This window comes from Capnocytophaga periodontitidis, from assembly GCF_016126015.1.
GTDB lineage: Bacteria > Bacteroidota > Bacteroidia > Flavobacteriales > Flavobacteriaceae > Capnocytophaga > Capnocytophaga periodontitidis.
Genome location: NZ_JAEFDB010000003.1, coordinates 221,687 through 245,386, shown reverse-complemented (window position 1 = coordinate 245,386; position 23,700 = coordinate 221,687). Strand labels below are relative to the sequence as shown.

At 39.9% G+C, this 23,700-nt stretch carries 20 protein-coding genes; 5 read left to right on the top strand and 15 right to left on the bottom strand.

The window, feature by feature from the left end:
* Positions 1–73: 73 nt before the first annotated feature.
* The 8 genes from I7X29_RS07410 to I7X29_RS07375 all read right to left on the bottom strand — a co-directional run bounded on the left by I7X29_RS07410 (position 74) and on the right by I7X29_RS07375 (position 13,437).
* Positions 74–3,013, bottom strand: coding sequence for a type III restriction-modification system endonuclease (locus tag I7X29_RS07410; RefSeq protein ID WP_198473666.1), 2,940 nt, complete (start codon positions 3,011–3,013; stop codon positions 74–76).
* Positions 3,014–3,015: 2 nt separating this feature from the next.
* Positions 3,016–5,001, bottom strand: coding sequence for a site-specific DNA-methyltransferase (locus tag I7X29_RS07405; protein WP_198473664.1), 1,986 nt, complete (start codon positions 4,999–5,001; stop codon positions 3,016–3,018).
* A gap of 250 nt (positions 5,002–5,251) precedes the next feature.
* The gene (locus I7X29_RS07400) at positions 5,252–7,675 is read right to left on the bottom strand and encodes an FtsK/SpoIIIE family DNA translocase (protein ID WP_198466294.1); all 2,424 of its coding nucleotides are present in this window, start codon (positions 7,673–7,675) and stop codon (positions 5,252–5,254) included.
* A 292-nt stretch (positions 7,676–7,967) separates the two neighbouring features.
* Entirely contained in the window at positions 7,968–8,468 is a 501-nt protein-coding gene (tpx, locus tag I7X29_RS07395) for a thiol peroxidase (RefSeq protein WP_198473662.1), read from the bottom strand.
* A gap of 97 nt (positions 8,469–8,565) precedes the next feature.
* Positions 8,566–10,260, bottom strand: coding sequence for a single-stranded-DNA-specific exonuclease RecJ (recJ, locus tag I7X29_RS07390; RefSeq protein ID WP_198473659.1), 1,695 nt, complete (start codon positions 10,258–10,260; stop codon positions 8,566–8,568).
* 246 nt (positions 10,261–10,506) lie between these two features.
* Positions 10,507–11,445, bottom strand: a complete 939-nt coding sequence (locus tag I7X29_RS07385) for a hypothetical protein (RefSeq protein WP_198473658.1) — start codon at positions 11,443–11,445, stop codon at positions 10,507–10,509.
* A gap of 21 nt (positions 11,446–11,466) precedes the next feature.
* The gene (locus I7X29_RS07380) at positions 11,467–12,399 is read right to left on the bottom strand and encodes a hypothetical protein (RefSeq protein WP_198473656.1); all 933 of its coding nucleotides are present in this window, start codon (positions 12,397–12,399) and stop codon (positions 11,467–11,469) included.
* 174 nt (positions 12,400–12,573) lie between these two features.
* Positions 12,574–13,437, bottom strand: a complete 864-nt coding sequence (locus tag I7X29_RS07375) for a sigma-70 family RNA polymerase sigma factor (RefSeq protein WP_088594954.1) — start codon at positions 13,435–13,437, stop codon at positions 12,574–12,576.
* Between the two features lie 102 nt (positions 13,438–13,539).
* Between I7X29_RS07375 and I7X29_RS07370 the strand changes: the two genes are divergently transcribed.
* On the top strand, positions 13,540–14,535 hold the full coding sequence (locus tag I7X29_RS07370; protein WP_198473654.1) for a glycosyltransferase: 996 nt from the start codon (positions 13,540–13,542) through the stop codon (positions 14,533–14,535).
* A gap of 125 nt (positions 14,536–14,660) precedes the next feature.
* On the opposite strand, the gene I7X29_RS07365 is transcribed toward I7X29_RS07370, so the two are convergent.
* From I7X29_RS07365 to pncB, 7 genes are all read right to left on the bottom strand, one after another.
* Positions 14,661–15,056 (bottom strand): PepSY-like domain-containing protein, encoded by a 396-nt coding sequence (locus I7X29_RS07365; protein ID WP_198473651.1) that lies wholly within the window; start codon positions 15,054–15,056, stop codon positions 14,661–14,663.
* A complete protein-coding gene (locus I7X29_RS07360) occupies positions 15,056–15,499 on the bottom strand; it encodes a PepSY-like domain-containing protein (RefSeq protein ID WP_198473649.1) in 444 nt (147 codons plus the stop codon). The genes I7X29_RS07365 and I7X29_RS07360 overlap by 1 nt, the downstream gene beginning before the upstream one ends.
* A 184-nt stretch (positions 15,500–15,683) precedes the next feature.
* Positions 15,684–16,076 (bottom strand): four helix bundle protein, encoded by a 393-nt coding sequence (locus I7X29_RS07355; protein WP_095899014.1) that lies wholly within the window; start codon positions 16,074–16,076, stop codon positions 15,684–15,686.
* Positions 16,077–16,128: 52 nt separating this feature from the next.
* Entirely contained in the window at positions 16,129–16,800 is a 672-nt protein-coding gene (locus I7X29_RS07350) for an ABC transporter ATP-binding protein (RefSeq protein ID WP_198473647.1), read from the bottom strand.
* Positions 16,801–17,346: a Smr/MutS family protein gene (locus tag I7X29_RS07345; protein WP_009750773.1), complete on the bottom strand. Its 546-nt coding sequence runs from the start codon at positions 17,344–17,346 to the stop codon at positions 16,801–16,803.
* Between the two features lie 36 nt (positions 17,347–17,382).
* A complete protein-coding gene (locus I7X29_RS07340; protein ID WP_009750772.1) occupies positions 17,383–17,583 on the bottom strand; it encodes a hypothetical protein in 201 nt (66 codons plus the stop codon).
* A 32-nt stretch (positions 17,584–17,615) separates the two neighbouring features.
* Positions 17,616–18,788, bottom strand: a complete 1,173-nt coding sequence (pncB, locus tag I7X29_RS07335; protein WP_198466302.1) for a nicotinate phosphoribosyltransferase — start codon at positions 18,786–18,788, stop codon at positions 17,616–17,618.
* 225 nt (positions 18,789–19,013) lie between these two features.
* On the opposite strand from pncB, the gene I7X29_RS07330 reads away from it, so the two are divergent.
* From I7X29_RS07330 to I7X29_RS07315, 4 genes are read left to right on the top strand one after another with little or no spacing between them, the layout of a single operon-like run.
* A complete protein-coding gene (locus I7X29_RS07330) occupies positions 19,014–21,494 on the top strand; it encodes an SLBB domain-containing protein (protein WP_198473645.1) in 2,481 nt (826 codons plus the stop codon).
* A 4-nt stretch (positions 21,495–21,498) separates the two neighbouring features.
* Positions 21,499–22,641 (top strand): Wzz/FepE/Etk N-terminal domain-containing protein, encoded by a 1,143-nt coding sequence (locus I7X29_RS07325; RefSeq protein ID WP_262895892.1) that lies wholly within the window; start codon positions 21,499–21,501, stop codon positions 22,639–22,641.
* Positions 22,641–23,273: an HAD family hydrolase gene (locus tag I7X29_RS07320; protein ID WP_198473643.1), complete on the top strand. Its 633-nt coding sequence runs from the start codon at positions 22,641–22,643 to the stop codon at positions 23,271–23,273. Before I7X29_RS07325 ends, I7X29_RS07320 begins: the two co-directional genes overlap by 1 nt.
* The gene (locus I7X29_RS07315) at positions 23,270–23,671 is read left to right on the top strand and encodes a pyruvate carboxyltransferase (protein WP_198473641.1); all 402 of its coding nucleotides are present in this window, start codon (positions 23,270–23,272) and stop codon (positions 23,669–23,671) included. Before I7X29_RS07320 ends, I7X29_RS07315 begins: the two co-directional genes overlap by 4 nt.
* Positions 23,672–23,700: the final 29 nt, after the last annotated feature.

Sequence of the window (23,700 nt, the reverse complement as noted above, 5' to 3'; positions counted from 1 at the left end):
CAGTTACTAATTTCAACTTTGCCAAAGTTTCAGACTTTGGCAAAGGTCGTAGCGACACAAACATTGTCAATTGTTAATTGTTATAATAGGTTTCTTGTAAGAGCGTCATTATTTTGTCGTTGCTGAATTGGGTTTTGAAATGTATATTCACTTTGCCTTTGAAGAAAGTTACAGCGTGCCTTATTTTCAGTTTTTCTTCTTCGCGCAAAGCGTTGTCATTGGGTACGTTCTTGCTCTCTATCACGAAGTGCAGTTGTTGGGATTGGTTTTTGTACTGCACGATGTAAGCGAAATCGGGTGAATAGGTTTTACCTCCTGCCACAGGTATTTTGATAGAGTTTTTAGGTATTTTGGTAAATACGGTTACACTATCGATATTTTGCAAGATGTTTTCGCGCTCTAATTCCGAATCAAAAAAGAGTTCATCGAACAGATAGTTATGAGCAACGGTTTGATTTTCGGAAAGTATCCCAACCTCAGCAGCAGGTATTTCGGCTAAAGGCTCTCCCTTAGCATTAGTGAGCTTGGTAGGGTGTATCGCATTGCTGACTTTTTGGTAGCCTACTGTATATTTAGTAAAGGCATTGGCTAACAAGAAAAACTCAAAATTTTGTTTGATAGCCCTTATCGTCGCTATATTTAGATACAGATTGATGTCGGTAGGGGTGCTGCAAAACGCCTTGTGTAGGGTTTTGATGTTCACAAAGAGTATTTTTGAAAGTTCTTTTAAGAAATCACTATAGCTCATTGTTGAAAACGACTGCTTGCGTTCGTGGTATTCAGCTCTTTCTTCGGATACATAAGCGCGTTTGTCTTGTACGTGTATTCTATTGACAATTTCTACTAAAGTACATTTCTCAAAAGAGCGGTTAGCACTGCGACTTTCGTTTTTGAGATAGTCTACAAAGAGATCTTGAAACTGTTGTTCGTTTTTGAACTGATATTCCAAAATCGCTTTTTCGTTGAGCTGCTCCCAAAACTCTTTTAGCTTACTGTATTTATCGGCGCGTATACGTATAGTTCTTTTAGGCTGGGTAGCCTTGCGTATCTTGCTACTATCTACCCCTTGGAAAGCTAAGGGGAAATGTGCTCGTACATAGTCTAAACCACCTTGTTTGAAACTGTTGTCGCGTTTGAGTACATTGTGTTCATCTAATTCCTCTAAAAGCGCATTTTTATCATCAAAATGATACAGTTTTACAATTTGACTGATAAGATCGTCGTTCAAACTATCAAGCGGCGTTTCAATTGAAACAGACCCTGATTTATCGTTAATTTCCTTCACCAATTGGTCTACAAATTGGTTTTCGGTGAAATCTACAAAATAGTTTAGAAAGAAATTGCTATCCTTCACCCTATTACCGTACTCATTCACGGGCAAGCGCAAGCCACGCCCTACTTCTTGCAGTTTGCTAATCTCACTACCACTACTGCGCAACTTGCATATCTGGAAAACATTGGGGTTATCCCAACCCTCGCGCAACGTCCATTTGGAAAAGATGAACCGGCGTGGGTTTTGCAGACTCAATATTGCTTCTTTGTCGTGCAAAATTTCGTTGATTTCCTTTTCTACTTCTTCATCTTTAACCGAATTATCTTTAGAGAAATAGCCGCCGTGTGTACCGGCGATATTGTCGATAGTTTTCTGTAGATAAGCGCGATAAAACTCGTTTTCTTCAGAATACAAGCGTCTTTGGGCTTCAGCTTTGATAAGGAGTTCTACCGTTTTGCGCAAATGACCTTCGGTATTGCGGTATTCCTCGATGTTATCGATAAAGAACAAAGTGAGCGGTTTGATGCGCACTTCGCGACAGAGCAGCTCGCGTTCTAACTCAAAATGATGGAAAATCGTTTTTTGCAACATTCTATCTTGCAAGGTTTCCGAATACGAATAAGGGTTGAGTTTATCGCCTTTTTTGAGTTCTAAACCATTGGATAACAGAACGGTAGTTTTATTTAGTTGTACTATCTGCAAGCCGTGCATTGCGGGGTGAGCTCTCTCAAAATCATCGCCTTTGGTTAAGACAATTTTCTTTTGACTATTGTTTTCTATCAGCTCAAAATGTGCTTCTTTGCCATCGGTGTCCGTAAGGCGCAACAAGGCATTGTTACTTCCTGAAAACTCAGTAACATACCCCACTACACCTTTTACCAAGTTGCTGTTGAAAGCATCGACAGAGGTGAGTTGGTATACTAAATTGTGGTAATCTTTTATTTTAATTGTTTCGGTAGTACCGAATACTGTTTTGCGTTTTAGTTCTTTATCAGGGAAAGTAGCCCCATAGCGGAAAATAAACTGAGGAGACATCTTTTTAATGGCTTCCCACGTTTTGTTTTCTTGGGCAAACTTATGAGGTTCATCGATGATGAGGAAAGGGGCGGTGGCAGCAATGGCTTCAAAGGGTATCGCATAACGGTCGAACAAGGTTTGGTCGAACGTTTTTTGCATTGTATCCGAATTGAGCATCCCTGCATTGATGAGCAGCACTTGTATTTTGTTTTGTGTAGCAGTGGCTTCTACAAAACTGCGCACAGCAGGCGGAAAGCCGCTTTTGTTGCCCTTGCTACTCTTTTGACTTTCGACTATATGCACTTCAATGGTTTTGCTATAGTCGTCCATAAAATGGCTACGTGCACTTTCCGACTTTAGAAAACTAAGGGTACCCGCTTTGATAGAGAGGGTAGGGACTACTATCACAAACTTAAAGATGCCAAGGGCTTTGTTGAGCTCAAAAATGGTTTTAGTATAGGTATAGGTTTTGCCCGTACCTGTTTCCATCATCACATCAATAATATTGTTGCGGGCATCGCAATAACGCGTGTCTATTTCTTGAGCTTTTTGCAGCTCCCTAATATTGCGCTCATAAGCATAGCTATTTTTATCCACCTTAGGGTTGATACACTCAGCTCCTTGTTTTTTAGGCAACTGCACGTGCAACTCATCAAAAACACTCACCGTATTTTTGACTGCCTTTGACTGGTGGTCGAGATTTTTTTCAAATTTGAGCTTCATACTTAGTTCCTTATGATAAAATCGGTGCTGATACTTTTTTTATTGGCATACGCTTTCACGTTTTCGGCAATTTGGCGCAGGTGTGCACTCTCGAAATGATAACCAAAGACTACAATGGTCGTAGGGTTGAAGTCGGGGGTATTGTCCATCATTTCAAGCAATACTTTTAAGCTTTCGGTAGTAAAACCGCGATGTATTAAGTACAATTTATCAAAACCGTAATAACCTTCATAGCCTGCTAAATCTACAGGAGCAAGACTTTCTGTTAGTGGAATGCCATCGTAGGTTTTCCAAGTGAGTAACAAGGCACGGAGGTCGGCTTCGGTGAGTTTTGTTTCATCAAAAAGAGTAAGAGAAGGAGTAAAATCCTTTGCCTCAAACTCATAGTCGTCCCAAATAGGGAAAGTTTCATAAATTTGGAAGCCGAAGTCTACCGCTTTTGTGTTAAAAAGGTCGTTTTTTTCAGCTTTGAGTTTAGCAGCTGCTCTTAGCAAACGTTCTTTAGTAATATCGAAAATAGTAGGCTCGGCGGGTAATGACGAATTACGAGAGACAAATGATGGGAAAGACAAGACCGCTTCGTAAGCAGTTTTGTTCTTTTTCTTATCAATAAGCTCAGGGAGTTGTACGAGTATAAAACGGCGGTTGCCATCGTCTTTCGCATTGAGTTGCATCACGGCATCGGCGGTAGTACCTGATCCTGCAAAGAAATCGAGAATGAGGTCGTTAGCATTTTTATCAACTAAGAAGTTAATTAGATATTTAATTAAAGAAATAGGTTTAGGATAATTAAAAACAGCAGTATTATCAAATAGTTTTGCTAATTCATTTCCTGCATTTTCTGTGGTTTCTACATCAACATTTTTATCGATTAGATTAGGAGGAACCTCTTCTCCATAATCTGATTTTTTATACGATAAAACCAATTGTTTAGATAGAGAGATACGAGTTTTTTTCTTTATCTCTTCATCTAATTTGGATTGTTGCCAAATAAATCTATTACTAAAGATAGCATTATTTTCATTTTTCCCGTTTTTTATAATTAGATCTTCTAATAGTTCATTTGGAAATTTCTCCGTTCCATAAGTACCAGCCTTATAAATACCATCTTCTAATTTTGCATTAATACTATTGGGTGGAAAAATAAGTGTTTTTAATGAATTTTGAGGTTTTGTAAAAGGATCTTCACTTTTACTATGTTTTAAAATTCCTTTGAAAAATGCAAAGTTGCTACCTTTTTGGTAACACAAAATATATTCTATGTTTTTCTTTATTTTTTTAGAAAGATTGGCTGGAGTAGCAGATTTAAACCAATTCCATTGTCCCACAAAATTATCCTCACCGAACACTTCATCCATTAGTAGGCGCAATTGAGCTACTTCATTGTCGTCTATAGATACGAATATAACACCATCGTCTTTGAGTAATTGGCGGGCAATATACAAGCGGGGATACATAAAAGTAAGCCAAGCGGAATGCGAGTTGCTCTTGCTCTGGGTGAAACTCAAAATACGTTGGGCTACCTCCTCACTTACTCCTGCCAACTGAGCGAGCTGAGGTACGGTGAACTTGCGGTCGTCCTGATATACAAAACCGTCAGAGCCTGTGTTGTAAGGAGGATCGATGTATATCATTTTCACCTTTTCGTAATAGGCATTGGTGAGGTGCTTGAGCACTTCGAGGTTGTCGCCTTTGAGCAGTAGGTTTTGCGAATGGGCGTTTTCAGGCAAGGTGTTATGCGCCTCATCGGCGCGCAAGAGCGTTGTTACGGGGTCGGTAGCTAACAGACGGGCATACTGCTTGCCGAGCCATTGCAAGGAATAGCTTTCGGTGAAAAAGTCTATTTCTTTTTGTTGTAATACTGTTTTAAATTTCTCAAAATCAAAAGTTCCTTCTTTACTGAAGCAATCGGCAAAGTGAGTGTGGAGTACTGCTTGGAGGTCGGCTGTTTTTGGGGTAAGGTTTGTGGTGAGGTTTTGTTCTATCATTGTTGATTGTTATTATCAGGATTATTCTTATAGCTTCGTAGCTCAGGGTGTTCGCATTTAAAGGCTTAGCCTAGTTTTATTTGTATGGGCGTTTGCAAAACACCCCTACAATAGATTGATTATCAGAGCAACCAACTTTAGAAAAGTGTAGCAATACGTGTATACCCCCCACATACTCTGCTTTCGCAGACTTTCCCGAAGGGGGACAAGCCACAAAAAGGATTTTTCACTTTGCACTATTCACTTTGCATTATTCATTTCCTCCTAAGAGGCGGTCTAAACTTGTGATGTCCTGCACGAGCACTTGGCGGGCTTTACTGCCTTCAAAAGGGCCTACTACACCGGCGTGTTCTAACTGGTCGATGAGGCGACCCGCGCGGTTGTAGCCCAATTTGAGTTTGCGTTGCAAGAGGGAAGCTGAACCTTGTTGTGCATTGACAACTACTTCGGCGGCTTCGCGGAACATAGGGTCACGTTCGGAGGGGTCGAAATCTAAATCTACAGGTTCGCTATCGGGGCCTACATATTCAGGTAGCAAGTAGGCATCGGGGTAAGCGCGTTGTGCCCCGATGAACTCGGTGATGTGTTGTATTTCAGGTGTATCGACAAAAGCACATTGTATGCGCACGGGCTCATTGCCTTGTGAGTAGAGCATATCACCTCGACCGATGAGCTGCTCGGCCCCAGAGCCATCTAAGATGATTTTAGAGTCGATTTTAGAGCTCACTTTAAAGGCGACACGTGTAGGGAAGTTGGCTTTGATAATACCTGTAATTACGTTAGTAGATGGACGTTGGGTAGCGATAATCAAGTGAATACCAATGGCGCGGGCAAGCTGTGCCAAACGAGCGATAGGGAGTTCCACCTCTTTACCTGCCGTCATTATCAAATCGGCAAACTCATCTACCACTAGTACGATGTAAGGCAAGAAACGATGCCCCTCGTTAGGGTTGAGTTGTCGCGCTTTGAACTTAGCGTTGTACTCTTTGATGTTGCGCACTTGAGCATTTTTTAGCAGTTCGTAACGGTTGTCCATCTCAATACAGAGGGAGTTAAGCGTATTCACCACTTTTTTGTTATCGGTGATAATTGCCTCTTCACTATCGGGTAGTTTGGCGAGGAAGTGGCGTTCAATAGTCTCGAAGATAGAGAGTTCCACTTTTTTAGGGTCGACGAGCACGAATTTCACCTCAGCAGGGTGTTTTTTGTAGAGCAGAGAGGTGAGCACGACATTGATACCTACGGATTTACCTTGCCCTGTAGCCCCTGCCATCAGCAAGTGTGGCATTTTAGTAAGATCGGCGACGAAAGTTTCGTTACTAATGGTTTTACCAAAGGCAATAGGGAGTTCCATTTCGGCATTTTGGAACTTTTGGGCGGTAATCATTGAGCGCATATACACCATTGTCGGTTTTTTGTTAGGTACCTCAATACCAATGGTTCCTTTGCCGGGGATAGGAGCGATGATACGAATACCGAGAGCCGCAAGTGAGAGTGCAATATCATCTTCCAAACTCTTGATTTTCGCAATACGTGTACCCGCCACCGGTACAATTTCGTAGAGCGTAACAGTAGGCCCTACTGTCGCTTTGATTTTGGAGATTTCAATTTTGTAATCGGCTAAGGTTTTGATAATCGTATCGTTGTTTTCCTTTAGCTCTTCCTCGTTGATAATGATACCTTTATCTTTAGGTTCGTTCAACAATTCAATTGTAGGGAAACGATAGTCACTGAGGTCTAAACGCGGGTCGTATTCGCTGTAATTTTCTACTAATTGCTTGGCTAAATCTTCAGGATCAACCATTACAGGCGGCACTATAGGAGTGATGGTGAGTTCAGGAGCTTCATCTTCAGGGATATTGGTAATTTCCAACTCACCTTTGCCATCGAGAAATGGAATTTCTTTTTTATGTGTAAAAGGGTCGATTTTTTCATCATCTACTTGAGGAAGAATGATTTCCACATCTTGTTCCTCTTCATTGTCAGTTATGATATCAGAAGAGGTTGTAGGAGGAGTATCATCAGCATCTTCAAAATCGTCATCTTGTTCATCGTCGTGTTCTCGTTTCAGTTTAGTAAAGGTATTTTGGAAGAAAGACATTATCTTCTCGGGGGTGAGTTGCCATTTGGTAATAGCATATACCAAAGCAAAGAAGAAAAGGATTAAAAAAGTACCTATTTTACCAAAGTAATCTTGCAGAAAATGATTTACTTCATAGCCAGAAACTCCTGAAAGGATAGTAGATTTTCCTTGCAAAAAGCCTAAAAAAGTAGCGAGGAGTACCATTAGCAAAGTGCCCCAATACCAGCGGTTGAGCAATGCTATTTTGATATTGAACAGATATTTGAGTCCGGAGAGGAAAATGAGCCATACAGCGATGAAGGTTGCGATGCCAAAGCCTTTGTACATCAATAGATAGCTGAGATAAGCTCCTATTTTACTGCCTAAGTTATCGGCGATTTCTTCACGATTAGCGAGATCAGCCCACACACTTTGGTCGGCTTGCCAAGAAAAGAAAAATGAAGTAAAAATAAAAAGCAAATAGACTGTAAGTAGTACTAAAAAACCACCCCATATCAGGCGGCGTTGCTTGGATTTAACGGTTTTAGCCTCTTTGTTTTTTGTAGAAGATTTATCGCTATCTTTGTTTTTATCTTGTTTCTTTTTAGCCATTTTTATTAGGGTTTAGGGGGACAGGTGTGAGGGTGGCCTATTGAGGGGGCAAAGATAAGAATAATTTAGCGATTGGGCAATAAAAAAGGTAACAAGCTGTGATTTGACAATAGAGAAGGTGTCCAAAAAGTTTTATTTATGTGAGCGTTTGCAAAACGCCTCTACATAATATACTCTAAAAGTAATTGATTATCAAACTTATAGACTTTGTCAAAGTTTTGGGACTTTGACAAAGTTTATGATGCAAAAGCGATTTTTAGACTTTTCGGACAGCCTTTTTGTGACACAATTATTAATTGTTAATTGCTTGGAGTGCTTTAGCGTAGTTAGGTTCGTTAGTAGTTTCGGCTACTTGCTCGGTATATACTACTTTGCCTTGTTCGTCGAGCACTACTATACAACGAGATAGCAATCCTTTTAGCGGACTATCGGTAAAAACAATAGGATAATGAGCTGCAAAATCACCGCGGAAATCGGAGAGCATTGTAAGATTATCAATACCTTCGGCTGCACAAAAACGTGTGAGTGCAAAAGGCAAATCTTTTGATATACAAAGAATTGCTACGTTGTTGAGCTTTGAAGCCTCGACGTGAAATTTACGCACTGAAGCAGCACATACACCTGTATCTACACTGGGAAAAATGTTTAGGATTACTTTTTTACCTCTGAAATCAGAGAGTTTTACTTCGGCTAAATCGTTTTTAACAGCTGAAAATTCAGGGGCTACAACGCCCACTTTTGGAAGTTCGCCAGCAGTGTGTGCAGGTTGTTCGTGAAATGTAATGTTTGCCATTTTTTTTTAAGTTAAAAGTGAATAGTGAAAAGTGTAGTCGCAAAAATAATACCAAAATATATTAATTAGCAAATTTGGAAATTAGCAAATTAGCAAATTATTTTATGTCTCTGACTTGCAACTGCAAACTTAGCTTGCCATTCCACAGGTTTTCTTCTACTGAATAGACAATACTAAAAGGTTTGCCTGAGGTGATGAGAGGGAGTTTATGTCCTAAACTAAAACCTACAGCATCGAAATACGGGGCACTGCCCACTTCGCGCAAACAGAGTTTTAAGTGCTCGTTATTCTTACCAATGTGCTTTGCAAAACCTGTATCGACTACATTTTCGGCATAGAAGAGCGGTGGCAGGTTGCAAGGCCCGAAAGGCTCGAACTGTTTGAGGACATTATAGAATTTTTGAGTGAGTTTGCTCAAGGGAAGTGCGGTATCTATAGAGAGTTTCGGGATACACAATTCAGGGTTGATGGTTTGTTTAACCACAGTTTCAAACGCTTCTTTGAAGAGTGGATATTGCTCGGGGAGGAGCGTGAGTCCAGCCGCGTATTTATGTCCACCGAACTGTTCTAAATGTTCGCTGCACTGCTCCAAAGCCTCATAGATATCAAACCCTTGTACCGAACGTGCTGAGGCGGCATACTTATCGCCACTCTTGGTAAATACTATTGTGGGGCGGTAGTAATGTTCGATAAGGCGGGAAGCGACAATACCTATCACCCCTTTGTGCCACTGCTCACTGAAAACTACTGAAGTATAGCGATTTTGCTCGCCATTGCACTCTATTTGGTCGAGTGCTTCGGCGGCGATACTGCTATCTAATTCCTTGCGTTCGCTGTTGAGTTCGTCTATTTGTTTGGCTTTTTGCAAAGCTTGTTCAGGTGAAGTTTCGGTGAGTAGAGAGACAGCATATTTGCCGTGCTCTATACGTCCGGCGGCATTGATACGCGGGGCAGCCTTGAACACTACATCGCTTACCGTAATAGCCCCTTGATGTTCGCCAAAGAGCGCTTTTACTCCTGCTGAGGGCTGTTCATTAATCACTTCTAAACCGAAGTACATCAGCATGCGATTTTCACCGTCCATTGGCACAATATCGGCAGCAGTGGCGACGGCGACTAAATCTAAAAGAGGCATCAGTTCACTGAACGGGCGTTGCAAATACTCGTGATATGCTTGCGCCAATTTGAAGCCTAAACCACAGCCACAGAGTTCTTTATATGGATAAGAGCAATCAGCTTGTTGGGGGTCGAGTACTGCCACGGCATCGGGCACTTGGTCTGACGGGCGGTGGTGGTCGGCAATGATACAATCAATCCCTTTTTCTTTGGCATATTGCACTTTATCAATAGCTTTGATACCACAATCCAAAGCAATGATAAGGGTACAAGCTTGCGCCTCGGCATAGTCAATCCCTTGAAAAGAAATGCCATAGCCCTCGGTATAACGGTTGGGTACATAAGTAAACAGTTTATCAGTGAAAGTGCTGAGATAGCGTTCCATTAGAGAGACCGCACTAGTGCCATCGACATCGTAGTCGCCATAGATAAGGATAGTTTCATTATTTTTTAAGGCTTGGTCTAAACGCTCAACAGCTTCTTTCATTCCTTTCATCAGGAAAGGATTATGCAATTGTGAGAGTGTAGGGCGGAAGAAATCTTTAGCCTGCTGAAAAGTGGTGATACCTCGTTGGGCTAAGAGTATTGCCAAGGGCTCGCTGATGTTGAGCTCTTGTTGTAGCTGTATTACAGTGGCTTGCGGTGGCAGCGGTTTAAAGTTCCAAAGGTAATTCATTTTATTCAGGTAAGAGGTAAGAGATAAGAGGTAAGAAAAAACTTTGCCAAAATCTATTACATTCTAATATTCAAATATATTCGTATTATTTTTTGATAGATAACACTCCATCAGCATTTAATGATAGTGAAATATTTTCTTGATGATCAACTGCTTTAAGAGTGGTTTTAATCACTAAATGAGAAGCTGTATAACAACGTACTTCATAGGTGTTTTTAGTGTTCGTAAAAAAAATTTTTCATCTGTTTAAAAACTATTAAAGCCCATTATTCCATTAGGAGTATTAATAAACCATACTTCCCCTTTATTCTCCAAAGATTCCCCTGCAGATACTACCCCATAATGCTTGATTCTGTAGTTTTTTTGAAGAATACTTCTATCATTTGGATCTTTAGTGTTTCTTCCCATATAAGCATCATAATTAGGATATAATGTATTTCCATAAGTATATTCTTGTTTATACAAACTAAGAACCTCAGCTACTGAAAAAGGTGTGTTAGCTACTATTTCTCCAAAATTAGGAGTTTTAAGAGGTACAGCTACTGCTTCTCTACCTGAAACACCTCCATCAGCGGCATATATTCCTTTGAGTACATAGACCGTAGTTTGAGGGGCTAATTCAGGTTTTATTAGGTACAATACAGGAGTAGCCTTATATATAGGGTTTGCACCACTAAGATATTTAACGACTTTTGTTTTATCTATTTGATTTTTGTTTACAATATCACTACTATTAGCAATCTTATTAGCAGATGAAAACTCTAATTTTTGATTGCCTACAACTGCATATTCAATAGCTACTGATGATAAATTTTTGATTGACAGATAGTCAGCACCACGAGGAGTGTAATTCCTCTTTAATTCATTTTGATGAAATCTTCGAGTAGTTCCGTGCACAAAAAGTAAACTATCATACACTACTTTTACTTCTTCTCCTCCAATGATAAAAGGAGTAGTTTTACGTTCAGTTTTTACAATGTTTTCAGCATTCCCATTAATAAAAACTGAGTAGCTTACTTCTACCTCAGCAGGTGAGTTATCTACTGAATTAACTACTATATAATTATGCTTTAACACTTTAGTCTTATTACTTGTAGCTGTTTCTATCTCTGGCTTAGAGCAAGTCATAAATACATTGGTAAGGAAAGTGAATAGCACTAAAGTTTTTAAGAATAGATTTTTCATAGTAATACAAATTAGGATATTCTAAAAAGTATTAATGCCAAAAGTTCCTTCGAAAGTATTGATAAACCATATCTGCCCTGTATTTTCTAATGTTTTACCAGCATCTATAGTTCCATAGAGTTTCAAATAGTACTTTCTCTGGGAAATACTTTGATTATAAGGTCTTCCCCTATTCATATAGGTATCATATTCTGGATATAATATATTCCTTGAAACATATTCCTGTTTGTATAGGCTGAGGATATCAGCTACTGAAAAAGCTGTATGAGCTATCACTTCACCAAAATAAGGTACTTTAAGAGGTACTGCTACAGCTTTGTTTCCAGATACTCCTCCTTCACTACTATATATTCCTTTGAGTACATAGACTATAGTTTGAGGGGCTAATTCTGGCTTTATTAGATACAATACAGGAGTAGCTTTATATATAGGAGCTGCACCGCTAGGATATTTAACTACCTTAGATTTATCAATTTCATTTTTGTTTACAATATCACTGCTATTAGCAATCTCATCAGCAGATAAAAACTCTAATTTTTGATTACCTATAACTGCATATTCAATAGCTACTGATGATAGATTTTTGATTGATAGATAGTCAGCACCTTCAGGGGTATAGTTTCTTTTTAGTTTTCTTTGGTAATCGCGGAATTTTTTATCCCGAATATATACAATACTATCATAATTTACTTGCACAGACTCTCCCCCTATAATGAAAGGTGTTGTCTTGCGTTCTGTTTTTACGATATTTTTAGTATTTCCGCTGATAAAAACTGAATAACTCACTTCTACTTCAGCAGGTGAATTATCTACTGAATTGACTACTATATAATTATGTTTAAGAGAGTTCGTCTTTATGTTTTCAATTACTTCTTCTTCTGTTTTAGTACATTTTAATTGAAAACTGATAAAGATACTAAACACTAAAAATACTTTCACAATAAACTTTTTCATAGGATTTATTTAACTCAAAATTACTATGGAGCAAAGATACAACTTTTATTGTTAAAAAAAAATAAGTACAATCACAATAAAAAAACTTTGCCAAAGGTACGAGCCACATAGGCAGGAAACTTTGGCAAAGTGTAGAGGTACAGTCGTAATTCCTATTTCGTAATTTGTAATTGACTATCCTAAGTATGTTTTTAGAATTTTACTGCGTGAAGTGTGTTTGAGGCGTCGAATGGCTTTTTCTTTGATTTGACGTACGCGCTCACGGGTGAGATCAAAAGTTTCACCTATTTCCTCAAGGGTCATAGCGTGCTGGTCGCCCAAACCAAAGTACAAACGCACTACATCGGCTTCCCGAGGGGTGAGTGTTTCGAGTGCGCGCTCAATTTCGGTACGCAAGGAGTCTAAAATAAGCGACTTATCGGGGTTAGGCGACTCGTTACTGCGAATCACGTCGTAAAGATTAGAATCTTCTCCTTCAACCAAAGGCGCATCCATAGAGATATGACGCCCTGCATTTTTCATTGATTCTTTCACATCATTTACGGACATATCTAACTCACGTGCAATTTCTTCGGCTGAAGGTACACGCTCGTTCGCCTGCTCGAGGTAAGCGTACATCTTGTTGATTTTGTTGATTGAACCAATTTTGTTGAGCGGTAAGCGCACAATACGCGATTGCTCGGCTAAGGCTTGCAAAATAGACTGACGAATCCACCATACGGCATAAGAAATAAACTTAAACCCACGAGTTTCGTCGAATCGCTGTGCGGCTTTGATGAGCCCTAAGTTCCCTTCGTTGATAAGGTCAGGAAGAGTAAGACCTTGGTTTTGGTATTGCTTAGCTACCGATACTACGAAGCGCAAATTTGCTTTGGTTAGTTTTTCTAAAGCAGCTACATCGCCTGCTTTGATACGTTGTGCTAATTCTACCTCTTCATCGGCAGTGATCAAATCTACACGCCCAATCTCTTGTAAGTACTTATCAAGAGATGCGGTTTCACGGTTGGTTACCTGTTTGGTAATTTTTAGTTGTCTCATTCAGAAAAAATCCTTAATTTTGTCGATTCTTATACGCCCTATTATACGTATAGCTTTACACAGATGTTACAAAACCTTTGAATTTTAACATTATATTAACAGATGAAGTACAGTTTTATCATCCCTATATACAACCGTCCGGACGAGTTAGATGAACTACTAAATAGCCTTGTATCACAAACTTACGAAGATACTTTTGAGGTAGTAGTGATTGAAGACGGTTCTTCTATTCCTTCAAAAGAAGTATGCGAGAAATACCAAAACGATTTATCGATTACTTATCTTTCTAAGCCTAATACAGGTCCGGGCGACTCGCGCAATTACGGTATGCGACACGCCCAACACGATTATTTTCTCATTTTAGATTCCGATTGCATCTTGCCTCCTCACTATTTAGAAGCTGTAGATGATTATCTGCAAACTCATTATGTAGATTGCTTTGGAGGGCCTGATACCGCTACTAATGATTTTACTGATATACAGAAGGCTATCAACTACACTATGACGTCCTTGCTCACTACAGGGGGGATTCGCGGTAGCCAAAAGCGCATTCAACGATTTGAACCTCGTAGTTTTAATATGGGATTATCGCGTAAGGCTTTTGAAGCGACAGGTGGTTTTGGAAAAATACACCCTGGTGAAGACCCCGATTTAGTGATACGCCTCTGGAAACAAGGTTTTGACACTGCCTTTATCCCTACTGCTTTTGTGTTCCATAAACGCCGTATTTCGTGGGTAAAATTTCGCACTCAAGTAAGTAAATTCGGACAGACACGCGCTATCCTCAACCATTGGCATCCACAAACGCGCAAACTTACTTTTTGGCTACCTACTTGCTTTGCCTTAGGACTTTGTGGGGCGTTATTACTACTTGTTTGGGGGTATATAGCCCCGCTACTCATATATGTATGTTATTTTATCCTTATAGGTTGGGATAGCACCCGTGAAAACCGCAGTGTAAAAATAGGACTACTCTCGATTTGGGCGCTTTTGGTGCAGTTTTTTAGCTATGGCTGGGGATTTCTCAAGGCTACTCTTAAAATTGCTTTTTCTAAAAAACCAATGGAACAGTTGTTTCCACACTTATTTTTCAATTAGGTACGAGTGCGATCCGCACAGGCAAATGCGAGCTAAAACTTTAGTAAAGTGTAGTAATGTAGCAGTATGATATTCAATAAAAAAAGACCTCCGTAAAAGAGGTCTTTTTATTTGTAGTAAAGTTATTAATAATTTCCGATAGGGTCACCGTTGTGATTGAAAAACAAATCGGTGTGAGAGCCTATAAGATCTACTTTATAACCTATATTGGTTTTTCTAATTCCTTCGATGATATAACCCTGCTGGGTAACGTAATCGGATATTTTTTTAGGGAAGAAGGTAGTAGGGATACTATTGCCGTCTTCACCTTCTACTTTTAGCCAGTCGCCATTAGCTGTAAACTCCAGCTCGGTGTGGTCTTTAAGTTCTACTGAATAGCCGTTGATATCATCTTCTCTTTCTACTTCTCTGATAGAAGTATAAGGAAAGTGAATGCTGATAAAGTCACGAGCAGGCTGTGGCAATCGTGCGCACGAGCTGAATGCAAGGGCTGCAAAAGCAGCAAAAAGGAGTTGTTTCATTAGTCGTCTATTCTTAAAAATTGTCCTTTAGCATTAAACTCTAAATCAAGCCCGTTAGCGAGTTCTATCTCATAGCCATAGCGTTTCTTTTGGATTTTGTAGATATCTGTTTGAGGGTAAGTTTTCTTTACGTACTGAGCAATACCATTAGGAATAAGTTTTTCAGGTACAGCCAGAGTGCGAGTTTTTACTTCTTCCCAGTCGCCATTGGCATAGAATTCAATTTCGCTACCATCGTTGAAATACACTTTGTATTCTTGATCGTGGATATCGTCGTCTCTCCATACCGAAGCGATTTCTTCTATTTTAAAGTATTGTTTCACAAAAGCTTGAGCCTTAGCAGGCAATTGTTCAAAGGTGATAGGAATATCCTTAGCCGATACGTTTTGTACTGCCACTACTGTCAATAAAAAAGTGGCGATCATTGATACTAATTTTTTCATTGTTTTAATCTGTTTTTAAGTTTAACGCTGCAAAGATAATACCTAATTTGGGAAAGAATCTGGAATAATTACGAATGACGAATTTTGCTGTTGTTTATAATTTGCTCTTGCTGTTTTTATACTACTTACTAACATTTTAATAAGTTCAATCGTATTATCATTTATACTAAAGAATCTGGAATAATTACGAATTACAAATTACGAATGACGAATTTTGCTGTTGTTTATAATTTGCTCTTGCTGTTTTTATACTACTTACTAACATTTTAATAAGTTCAATCGTATTATCATTTATACTATTGTATTCAGTTTGTGTAATGTATTGTGTTTCCTTTAATAGTTCCAACCAATAGAGCGTTTCATTAGCTTCTTTTTCAGCTATTTTCAACTTATGAATAAAATCAGGAGTACTCTCAGATCTTTCTGCCTCACAAATCATAGCACCTATAGCGGTGCCACTACGTAAAACTTGGTCGGATAGCGTAAATTCTTTTTTATTCTCCCTTAAGTATTTAGAGAGATTTACAATCCTTACAGCAAAAGTAAGACTCTTTTTCCTTAAAACATTCTCTTTCATAATAAAAGTAATTTTTGATTAATATTATTTGTTCCTCGTCATTCGTCTCTCGTCATTCGTCTCTCGTCATTATACGACCATCTACCATTACGAGTTTTCTATCTGCCATAGTAGCCAATTCTTCGTTATGGGTAACAATTACAAATGTTTGTCGGAACTCATTGCGCAGTTGGAAGAAGAGTTGGTGCAGTTTTTCAGCACTTTCGGAATCGAGGTTGCCACTGGGTTCATCAGCAAATACTACTGAAGGGTAGTTCACCAAGGCACGTGCTACCGACACTCGCTGTTGCTCGCCTCCTGAAAGGGCATTGGGCTTATGGTCGGCACGCGAGGTAAGGTGCAAAAACTCTAAGAGCTCCATTGCGCGCTTTTCAGCTTCTTTTTTTCCTATTCCTCTAATGAGTGCAGGAATACAAATATTCTCCAAAGCAGTGAATTCGGGCAATAACTGGTGAAATTGGAAGATAAACCCGATATGTTCATTGCGAAATTTAGCTAAGGCTTTGGAGGATAACGACAATATATCTGTGCCATTAATTACCAACGATGATGGTTTATTGGCATCGGGGCTGTCTAAAGTGCCTAAAATATGTAACAAGGTGGTTTTCCCAGCTCCTGAAGCACCTACTATCGATACAATTTCGCCTTTGGCAACATTCACCGATACGCCTTTAAGCACTTCTAAATCTTTATAAGTTTTATGAATATTGATAGCTTGAATCATTTATTTTGCATTTTGATAGATATATACTTCGGTAGCGCCTACACCGTATTTGGCATATTCGGCATCGTAGAAAGTAACATTGGAGTAACGCCCCAAAAGGAATTCTAATTCGGTGCGCAGCACTCCCTCTCCCACGCCGTGAATGAACACTACCCGCTGGATACGCTGTGCAATGGCAAACTCTAACTGCCGGCGGGCGGTTTCGAGTTGTAGGGTAAGCATATCGTAATTAGTCATATTTCTTGTAGAATCAACCAATTGCTCGATGTGCAAATCTACCTCCATTGGAGGGATGTTGCGCTCTTTTTTAGTGAGGGGTGATTTGTTCTTTCGCTTGCTCACTACATCTTTGCGCAAACTCTCTTCATCTATATTTGTGAAAGCTCCTTTTAGAGGTGCATCTTCTTCAATAACTATTATTTCCTCAGGACGAAAAGTGAGCTCAAACCCTTCAGTAGTAAGCACTGTTACCTGCTGAGGCGTAAGGCGCACTATATGTCCTTTGATGGTATCGTCTAATACTTCTATGTAATCTCCTATGTTCACTGTGTTAATTTGCTAATTTGCTAATTTGCCAATTTGCTAATTATCTTCTGGGTTTCTTATTTTCGTTGCTGGGTCTTGAAAATCTTCCTCGTTTTTAGAGGGTAGGTTACGCGAAATGCGGTAAATACCTATCATCAATAGGCTTATACCGCCAATGAGTAACGCTTGGTCGTATTTGGGGAACAGATAACGCGACAGCGCTACCAATACCCCTAAAATCATTAGTATGTAATTCATAAATTCGATTTGTCAATTTGTCAATTTGCTAATTAGCTAATTGCTAATATTCCTTTTGCGAGTTCAATCATTCTTGGGTCGCCGGTGTGCTTATTAGGCTCATCGGAGAGTTTTACAGTAGGCACCCACTCGTTGTCGCTGGTGAGTACTTCGGTGAGTTTCATCACTATGTTCATCGGGCGCAAACCTACATCATTAGTAAGGTCGGTACCTATACCAAATGAAATGCCTATTTTTCCTTTACAAGCCTCAGTAATAGCTTGTACTTTTTGAGGGTTAAGTCCGTCGGAGAAAATAATGTATTTAGAGAGTGGGTCTATCCCCATTTTTTTGTAATGAGCAATCGTTTTTTCAGCAAAGACTATAGGGTCGCCACTATCGTGACGCACACCGTCAAACAACTTGCTAAATTTCTTGTCGAACTGCTTGAAAAACACATCGGTAGTATAGGTGTCGGAGAGAGCTACCCCAAGGTCGCCGCGGTACACATCTACCCAGTGTTCGAGAGAGAGTGCATTAGCCATTTTGTAGCTGTACTCAGCTGCGTGGAACATAAACCACTCGTGAGCGTGAGTACCTATGGGTTTTACCTTGTATTTCATCGCAAAATGCACATTGCTGGAACCTATAAAGGTTTGGTTGTAGCCTTCCATTAAAGTGTGCATCACGATGTCGTGTACGTGATACGAATGGCGACGACGGGTGCCAAACTCAGCAAATACAACGCCTAATTCTTTGTATAACAATTCTTTTTCACGGGTGTTAGCAATCACCTGCTCATCTGTCCAAGCCGTTGCTTTGGTAAGTTTGTAGAAAAGTTCGCTAATCACCGAAAGCAGAGGTACTTCCCAAAGTATCGTGCGATACCAGTAGCCCTCAACAGTTACCTGCAAGTCGGTGCCGTGTTGTTCGATATGCACTTCAGAAGGGTCATAGCGATAGCCTTCCAAAAAGTCTAAATACAACGGACTCAAATAAGGGCAGTTGTCTTTCAAAAACTGTTTTTCGGCTTTAGTGAGTTTCAGTTTTGCCATATTGTTCACCTCTTCGCGCATAGCATCGGCAAAGCCTTCGGGGAATTCGTGTTTGCCGCGGTTGATAAAGGTGTAACGCGCTTTGTTTTTAGGGAATAACTGCACTACGCCACATTGCATAGTGAATTTGTAGAAATCGTTGTCTAATAATGAATTTAAGATTGCAGACATATATTCTCAATTAACAATTAATATTTAACAAAAGCAACTGTTTATCAATGAATGAAAAACAACCCCATTTTGTTGAAAATGTTTTATTTTGGGCAAAGATATGATTTTTTTTTTAATTAGAATGAATTGTTAGGAATATAATAGGCTAAACAGAAAAAAATACTAATTCACTCATTGGCTAATTAACAAATTATTCGTAATTTTGCCCCCAAAACAGATTTTAGAATGTCGAGACTTAAATTACTTCTTTTATTTTTATTTATAACAACCGCCCCCGTAATAGGTCAAATAGGTAATAATCAGCAATATAACAATGTTGATATCACCACTGTAAACATCGATAATCTCACCGATGGACAAATCAAAACCTATTGGGATCGCGCTCAAGCACAAGGTTATACCTTAGACCAATTTCTCGCTTTAGCACGTTCACGCGGGATGCAAGAAACGCAAGTGATGAAATTGCGCCAACGCATTATGCAACTCGACAGCTATTCTGGCACTCAAAAATCTAATGCTAAAAACAAGAACACCAATGACAAAATGCGCCGTCCTGCGGAGGGTGATGACATCTTTGGTTATACTGGTAGAGAGAAAAAAGATTCCCTCAACCGCAAACAGAAAAAAGACTCTATCTTTGGGATGAGTTTCTTCAAAAATCCCAAAATTTCCTTTACTCCTAACCTGAATATGCCTACCCCCGAAAACTACCAAGTAGGGCCTGGCGACGAACTACTTGTGGAAGTGTGGGGAGCTACCGAGGGTTCTTTCAAACAAAAAGTAGATGCTGAGGGTAATATTTTTCTCAATGGTGTGGGACGCATACACGTATCTGGACTTTCGTTCAGTGAGGTAAAAGCAAAGATAAATTCGTATCTAAAACGCATCTATTCAGGCATTTCAGCCCCCGATGGCAGTTATGCTAAAATCTACACGGGCGTAACTATCACCCAAGTGCGCACCGTAAAAGTAAATATCATTGGCGAGGTAGTAGTGCCTGGCACTTATTCACTTAGCTCACTTTCTACCGTGCTCAACGCTTTATACGCCTGCGGAGGCCCCTCAGAAAGCGGTTCATTTCGGGATATCAACGTATTTAGAGGAGGCAAGAAAGTCGCTACTTTCGATGTGTATAACTTCCTGATTAACGGTTCAGAAAAAGGTAATATCGGCTTGCAAGACCAAGACGTAATCATCGTATCACCCTACAAAAACCGCGTGTGGGTAGAGGGTAAAGTAAAACGCAAAGGATTGTACGAAATGCTCGACAACGAAACCCTTGCTAACCTTGTTACTTTCTTTGGAGGTTTTACTTCCGATGCTTTTACCAATACTCTTGTGTTAGAACGCATTAAGGATGCTAAACGCGAAGTGCAAGAAATTGCCTTTAGCGAAATTGGCAAGATGAAAATGCAAAATGGCGACCGCCTAAAAGTGCATTCTATCACCAATGAATACCGCAATCGCTTGAGTATAGGGGGAGCCGTTTATCAGCCTGGCACTTATGAGTTTAAAGAAGGAATGACCGCTCACGACTTACTAGAAAGAGCCAATGGTGTGAAAAAAGATGCTTCTCTCAATCTCGGACTCATCTTCCGCACCGAAAACCGCGTAGATTATCAAACGCTTAGCTTTTCGGTTAAAGACCTCATCGAGAAGAAAAACGACATCCCTTTGAAGGATAACGACAGCATTCATATTTTCTACAAAGATTCTCTTCAATACAAACGTTTTGTAAAAGTAGAAGGCGCTGTAAATTCTCCTAAAGAATTGCCTTTTATGGAGAATATGAAAGTGGAAGATGTGATTGCCTTGGCGGGTGGTCTTTCTAACGGTGCCGACCCCTCGACTATTGAGGTGTTTAGAGAAATAAACGACGGTAGCTTTCAGAGACTCAGTACAGCTTTCAAAGTATCGTCTAACAATGAGCTTTTACCTGAAGAAGGCACCAATACACTCACCCTGCAACCTAACGACATTGTTTCAGTACGTTATATCAAAGGGTTTACTCCTCTACAAACTGTCTCGGTAATGGGAGAGGTTGTCTACCCTGGGGTTTATAGCATCCAAAGCAAGAACGATCGCATTTCCGACTTATTAGAGCGTGTGGGAGGCTTTACTCCTTTTGCCTATAAAGAAGGGGCAACTTTGATTCGCAAAAAAACTGATGAGGGCGAAATTCAGCAAGAAGATTTTCTAAAAGAATTAGTTGAGTTAGAAAGCAATAGTAGTGAAACTGCTAAATCACTGAAAAAAGCCAGCAAAAAAACTTCGGAATACCGTATAGGGATAGATATCAATAAAATTTTGAAAAAGAAACACAGCAAGCACGACCTAATCCTCAGTGATGGTGACGTACTGCTCATTCCTTCTGAAAAACAAACTATTGAAGTACGCGGTGAGGTGTTAGCCCCTTCATTGGTGCGTTACCAAAAAGGACTTTCCTTGATAGATTACATCGATAGAGCTGGAGGTTTTGGCAATCAAGCTAAAAAGCGCGCTATCTATGTGCTTTACGCCAATGGCGATGTGCGTGCTACTCGCAATTCTCTTTTCTTTAGAAACTATCCTAAATTGGAACCCGGTGCTATCATTATCGTACCATCTAAACCCGAACGCCAACGCCTTAGCACTGGCGAAAGTATAGGTATTATCTCGGCAATTACCACTATGGGAGTGCTTATTTACAACGTACTAAAAAATTAGAACTATGGCAATTAACGAAAATCAAGAAATAAGAACTTCAGAAGATGTTACCAATCATTTAGAGGAAAATAAATTGATTCCTGTAGTCAACTCTGTAGAAGAAGAAACGGCAGAGGACGAAATAGATTTGATGCAGCTTATCCGCAAGGTATGGGGTGCTCGCAAATCGATTTTACTATTCACCTTGCTCTTCTTTGTCATAGGGATACTCATTGCTTTATTCTCAGCTAAAGAATACACCGCTACCACCATTATGGTGCCACAAACTACTGATAGCAAATCCACTGGTGGATTGGGAGGATTGGCAGCAATGGCAGGTATCAGTTTGGGAGGAGGATCCGAAACACTCCCGCTCACTACCTACGCTAAAATCATTGAAAGCGTACCTTTTAAACAAAAATTAGCACAAACCAAACTCACATTCTCTGACATTCCTAAACCGGTAACTTACGAAGAATATTGTAAGAACTACACTAAACCCAGTCTGTTGGGGCGCGTAATGGGTATTTTTAGTTTTTCTAAAGGAACTACAGCTCCCACTACTGCTACCCAAGATAGTACTGATATTACCCGACTCTCCGATCAAGAGAGGGGAATCCTTAACAGTATCGACAGCCGTATCAAATTGGATATGAGTGAAAAAGACGGTTATTTCACCCTCTCGTTTGTGATGGGAGAAGCACTCCCTGCCGCTCAAATGCTCGAAAGTGCCCAAAAAGTACTGCAGGAAACTGTAACCAATTTTAAATTACAAAAAGCCAAAGAAGAATTCGACTTTGTACAAAAACGCTTTGTAGAAGCCGAAAAAGACTTTAAAAACAAACAATACGCTGTGGCAGGTTTCCAAGACCGCAACCGCGACCTCTTTAGCAACCTTCCTCAAACTCGTTTACAACAACTACAAGCGGAGTACAATTTGGCTTTCAACGTCTATACCGAGCTCGCTAAACAGCTGGAAGCCAAACGCATCAAGATGAAAGAAGACCAGCCTATCTTTGCTGTTATCGAGCCCGTGAGCATACCAAACTCTCCCTCTAAACCCAAACGAATGATGATTATCGCTATCTGGACGTTCTTAGGAGTACTCGTAGGTATTGGTAATGTATTCCTTAAAGACTTTAGACGACAACTCAAATCTAACGACTAATGACTAACAACTATATTATTTTTGATATGGACGGGGTGCTATTAGACAGTGAACCAATGCACCAAGAGATTATTTATGAGACTTTTCAGTTGAAAGGTATTCCGTTTGACAAGGCGTATATACAAACTCTCACGGGAATGTCGGCTTTTCCAATGTGGGAAAAGGTAAAACGCGATGCCCAGCGAACAGAAAGTGTAGAGGAGCTAATGCAGTTTCACCGCAATTACTTTTTCAAACGATTACCCGAAATGAAAGTACCTTTAGTGCCACACGTAAAGGATGTATTAGAGAAATTCAAAAATGAAGGAAAACACTTATCATTAGCTTCCTCTTCCGGACGCAAACTCATCGATATTTTTACTCAACAAACAAATATAGCACACTATTTTGAAGTAATGATGAGCGGAGATGATGTGCAATACAGTAAGCCCAACCCCGAAATATTCCTAAAGGTAGCCCAATGGTATGGATTACCAGCAACACAATTTACTGTGATAGAGGACAGTACCAATGGCGTCAAAGCTGCCAAAAGTGCTAATATGCAGTGTGTAGGCTTCCAAAATCCCCTTTCAGGCGGACAAGATTTAAGTCAAGCCGACCGCCTTATCCATTCAATGCAAGAATTGTTATGACAAACAGTAACATACAACTCATAGAATGTGTAACGATAGCCAATGAGGATTATTTGCAATCTTTATTATCAGTAGGTTACTATGCTCTTGCCCTCGAAGCCAGCCTCCTCTCCTTAACCAAAGATTTAGATTTTTCAAATACCCAAACTAAAATACTGCTTTTAAACGACGAACTGCCTGCTATTGCAAAACAAGGCATTACTATTAGCAGTTTGGCTACTGCCTACCAAGCCGGTACTACGCGTTTTTACAGTGCTATCAAAGGTTATGGCGGCTATCTTCCTACTGAAAAACTTCTCACCTTCTTCCAATCCCAACATCTCCCTACGGGTATGAACCTGCTCGCTTTTGAGAGTGCTTATAATGAAGCGCTACATCAGTTAACAGGTAATAGGTAACAAGTAAAGCTGGGTAAGTGAGTAAGTCC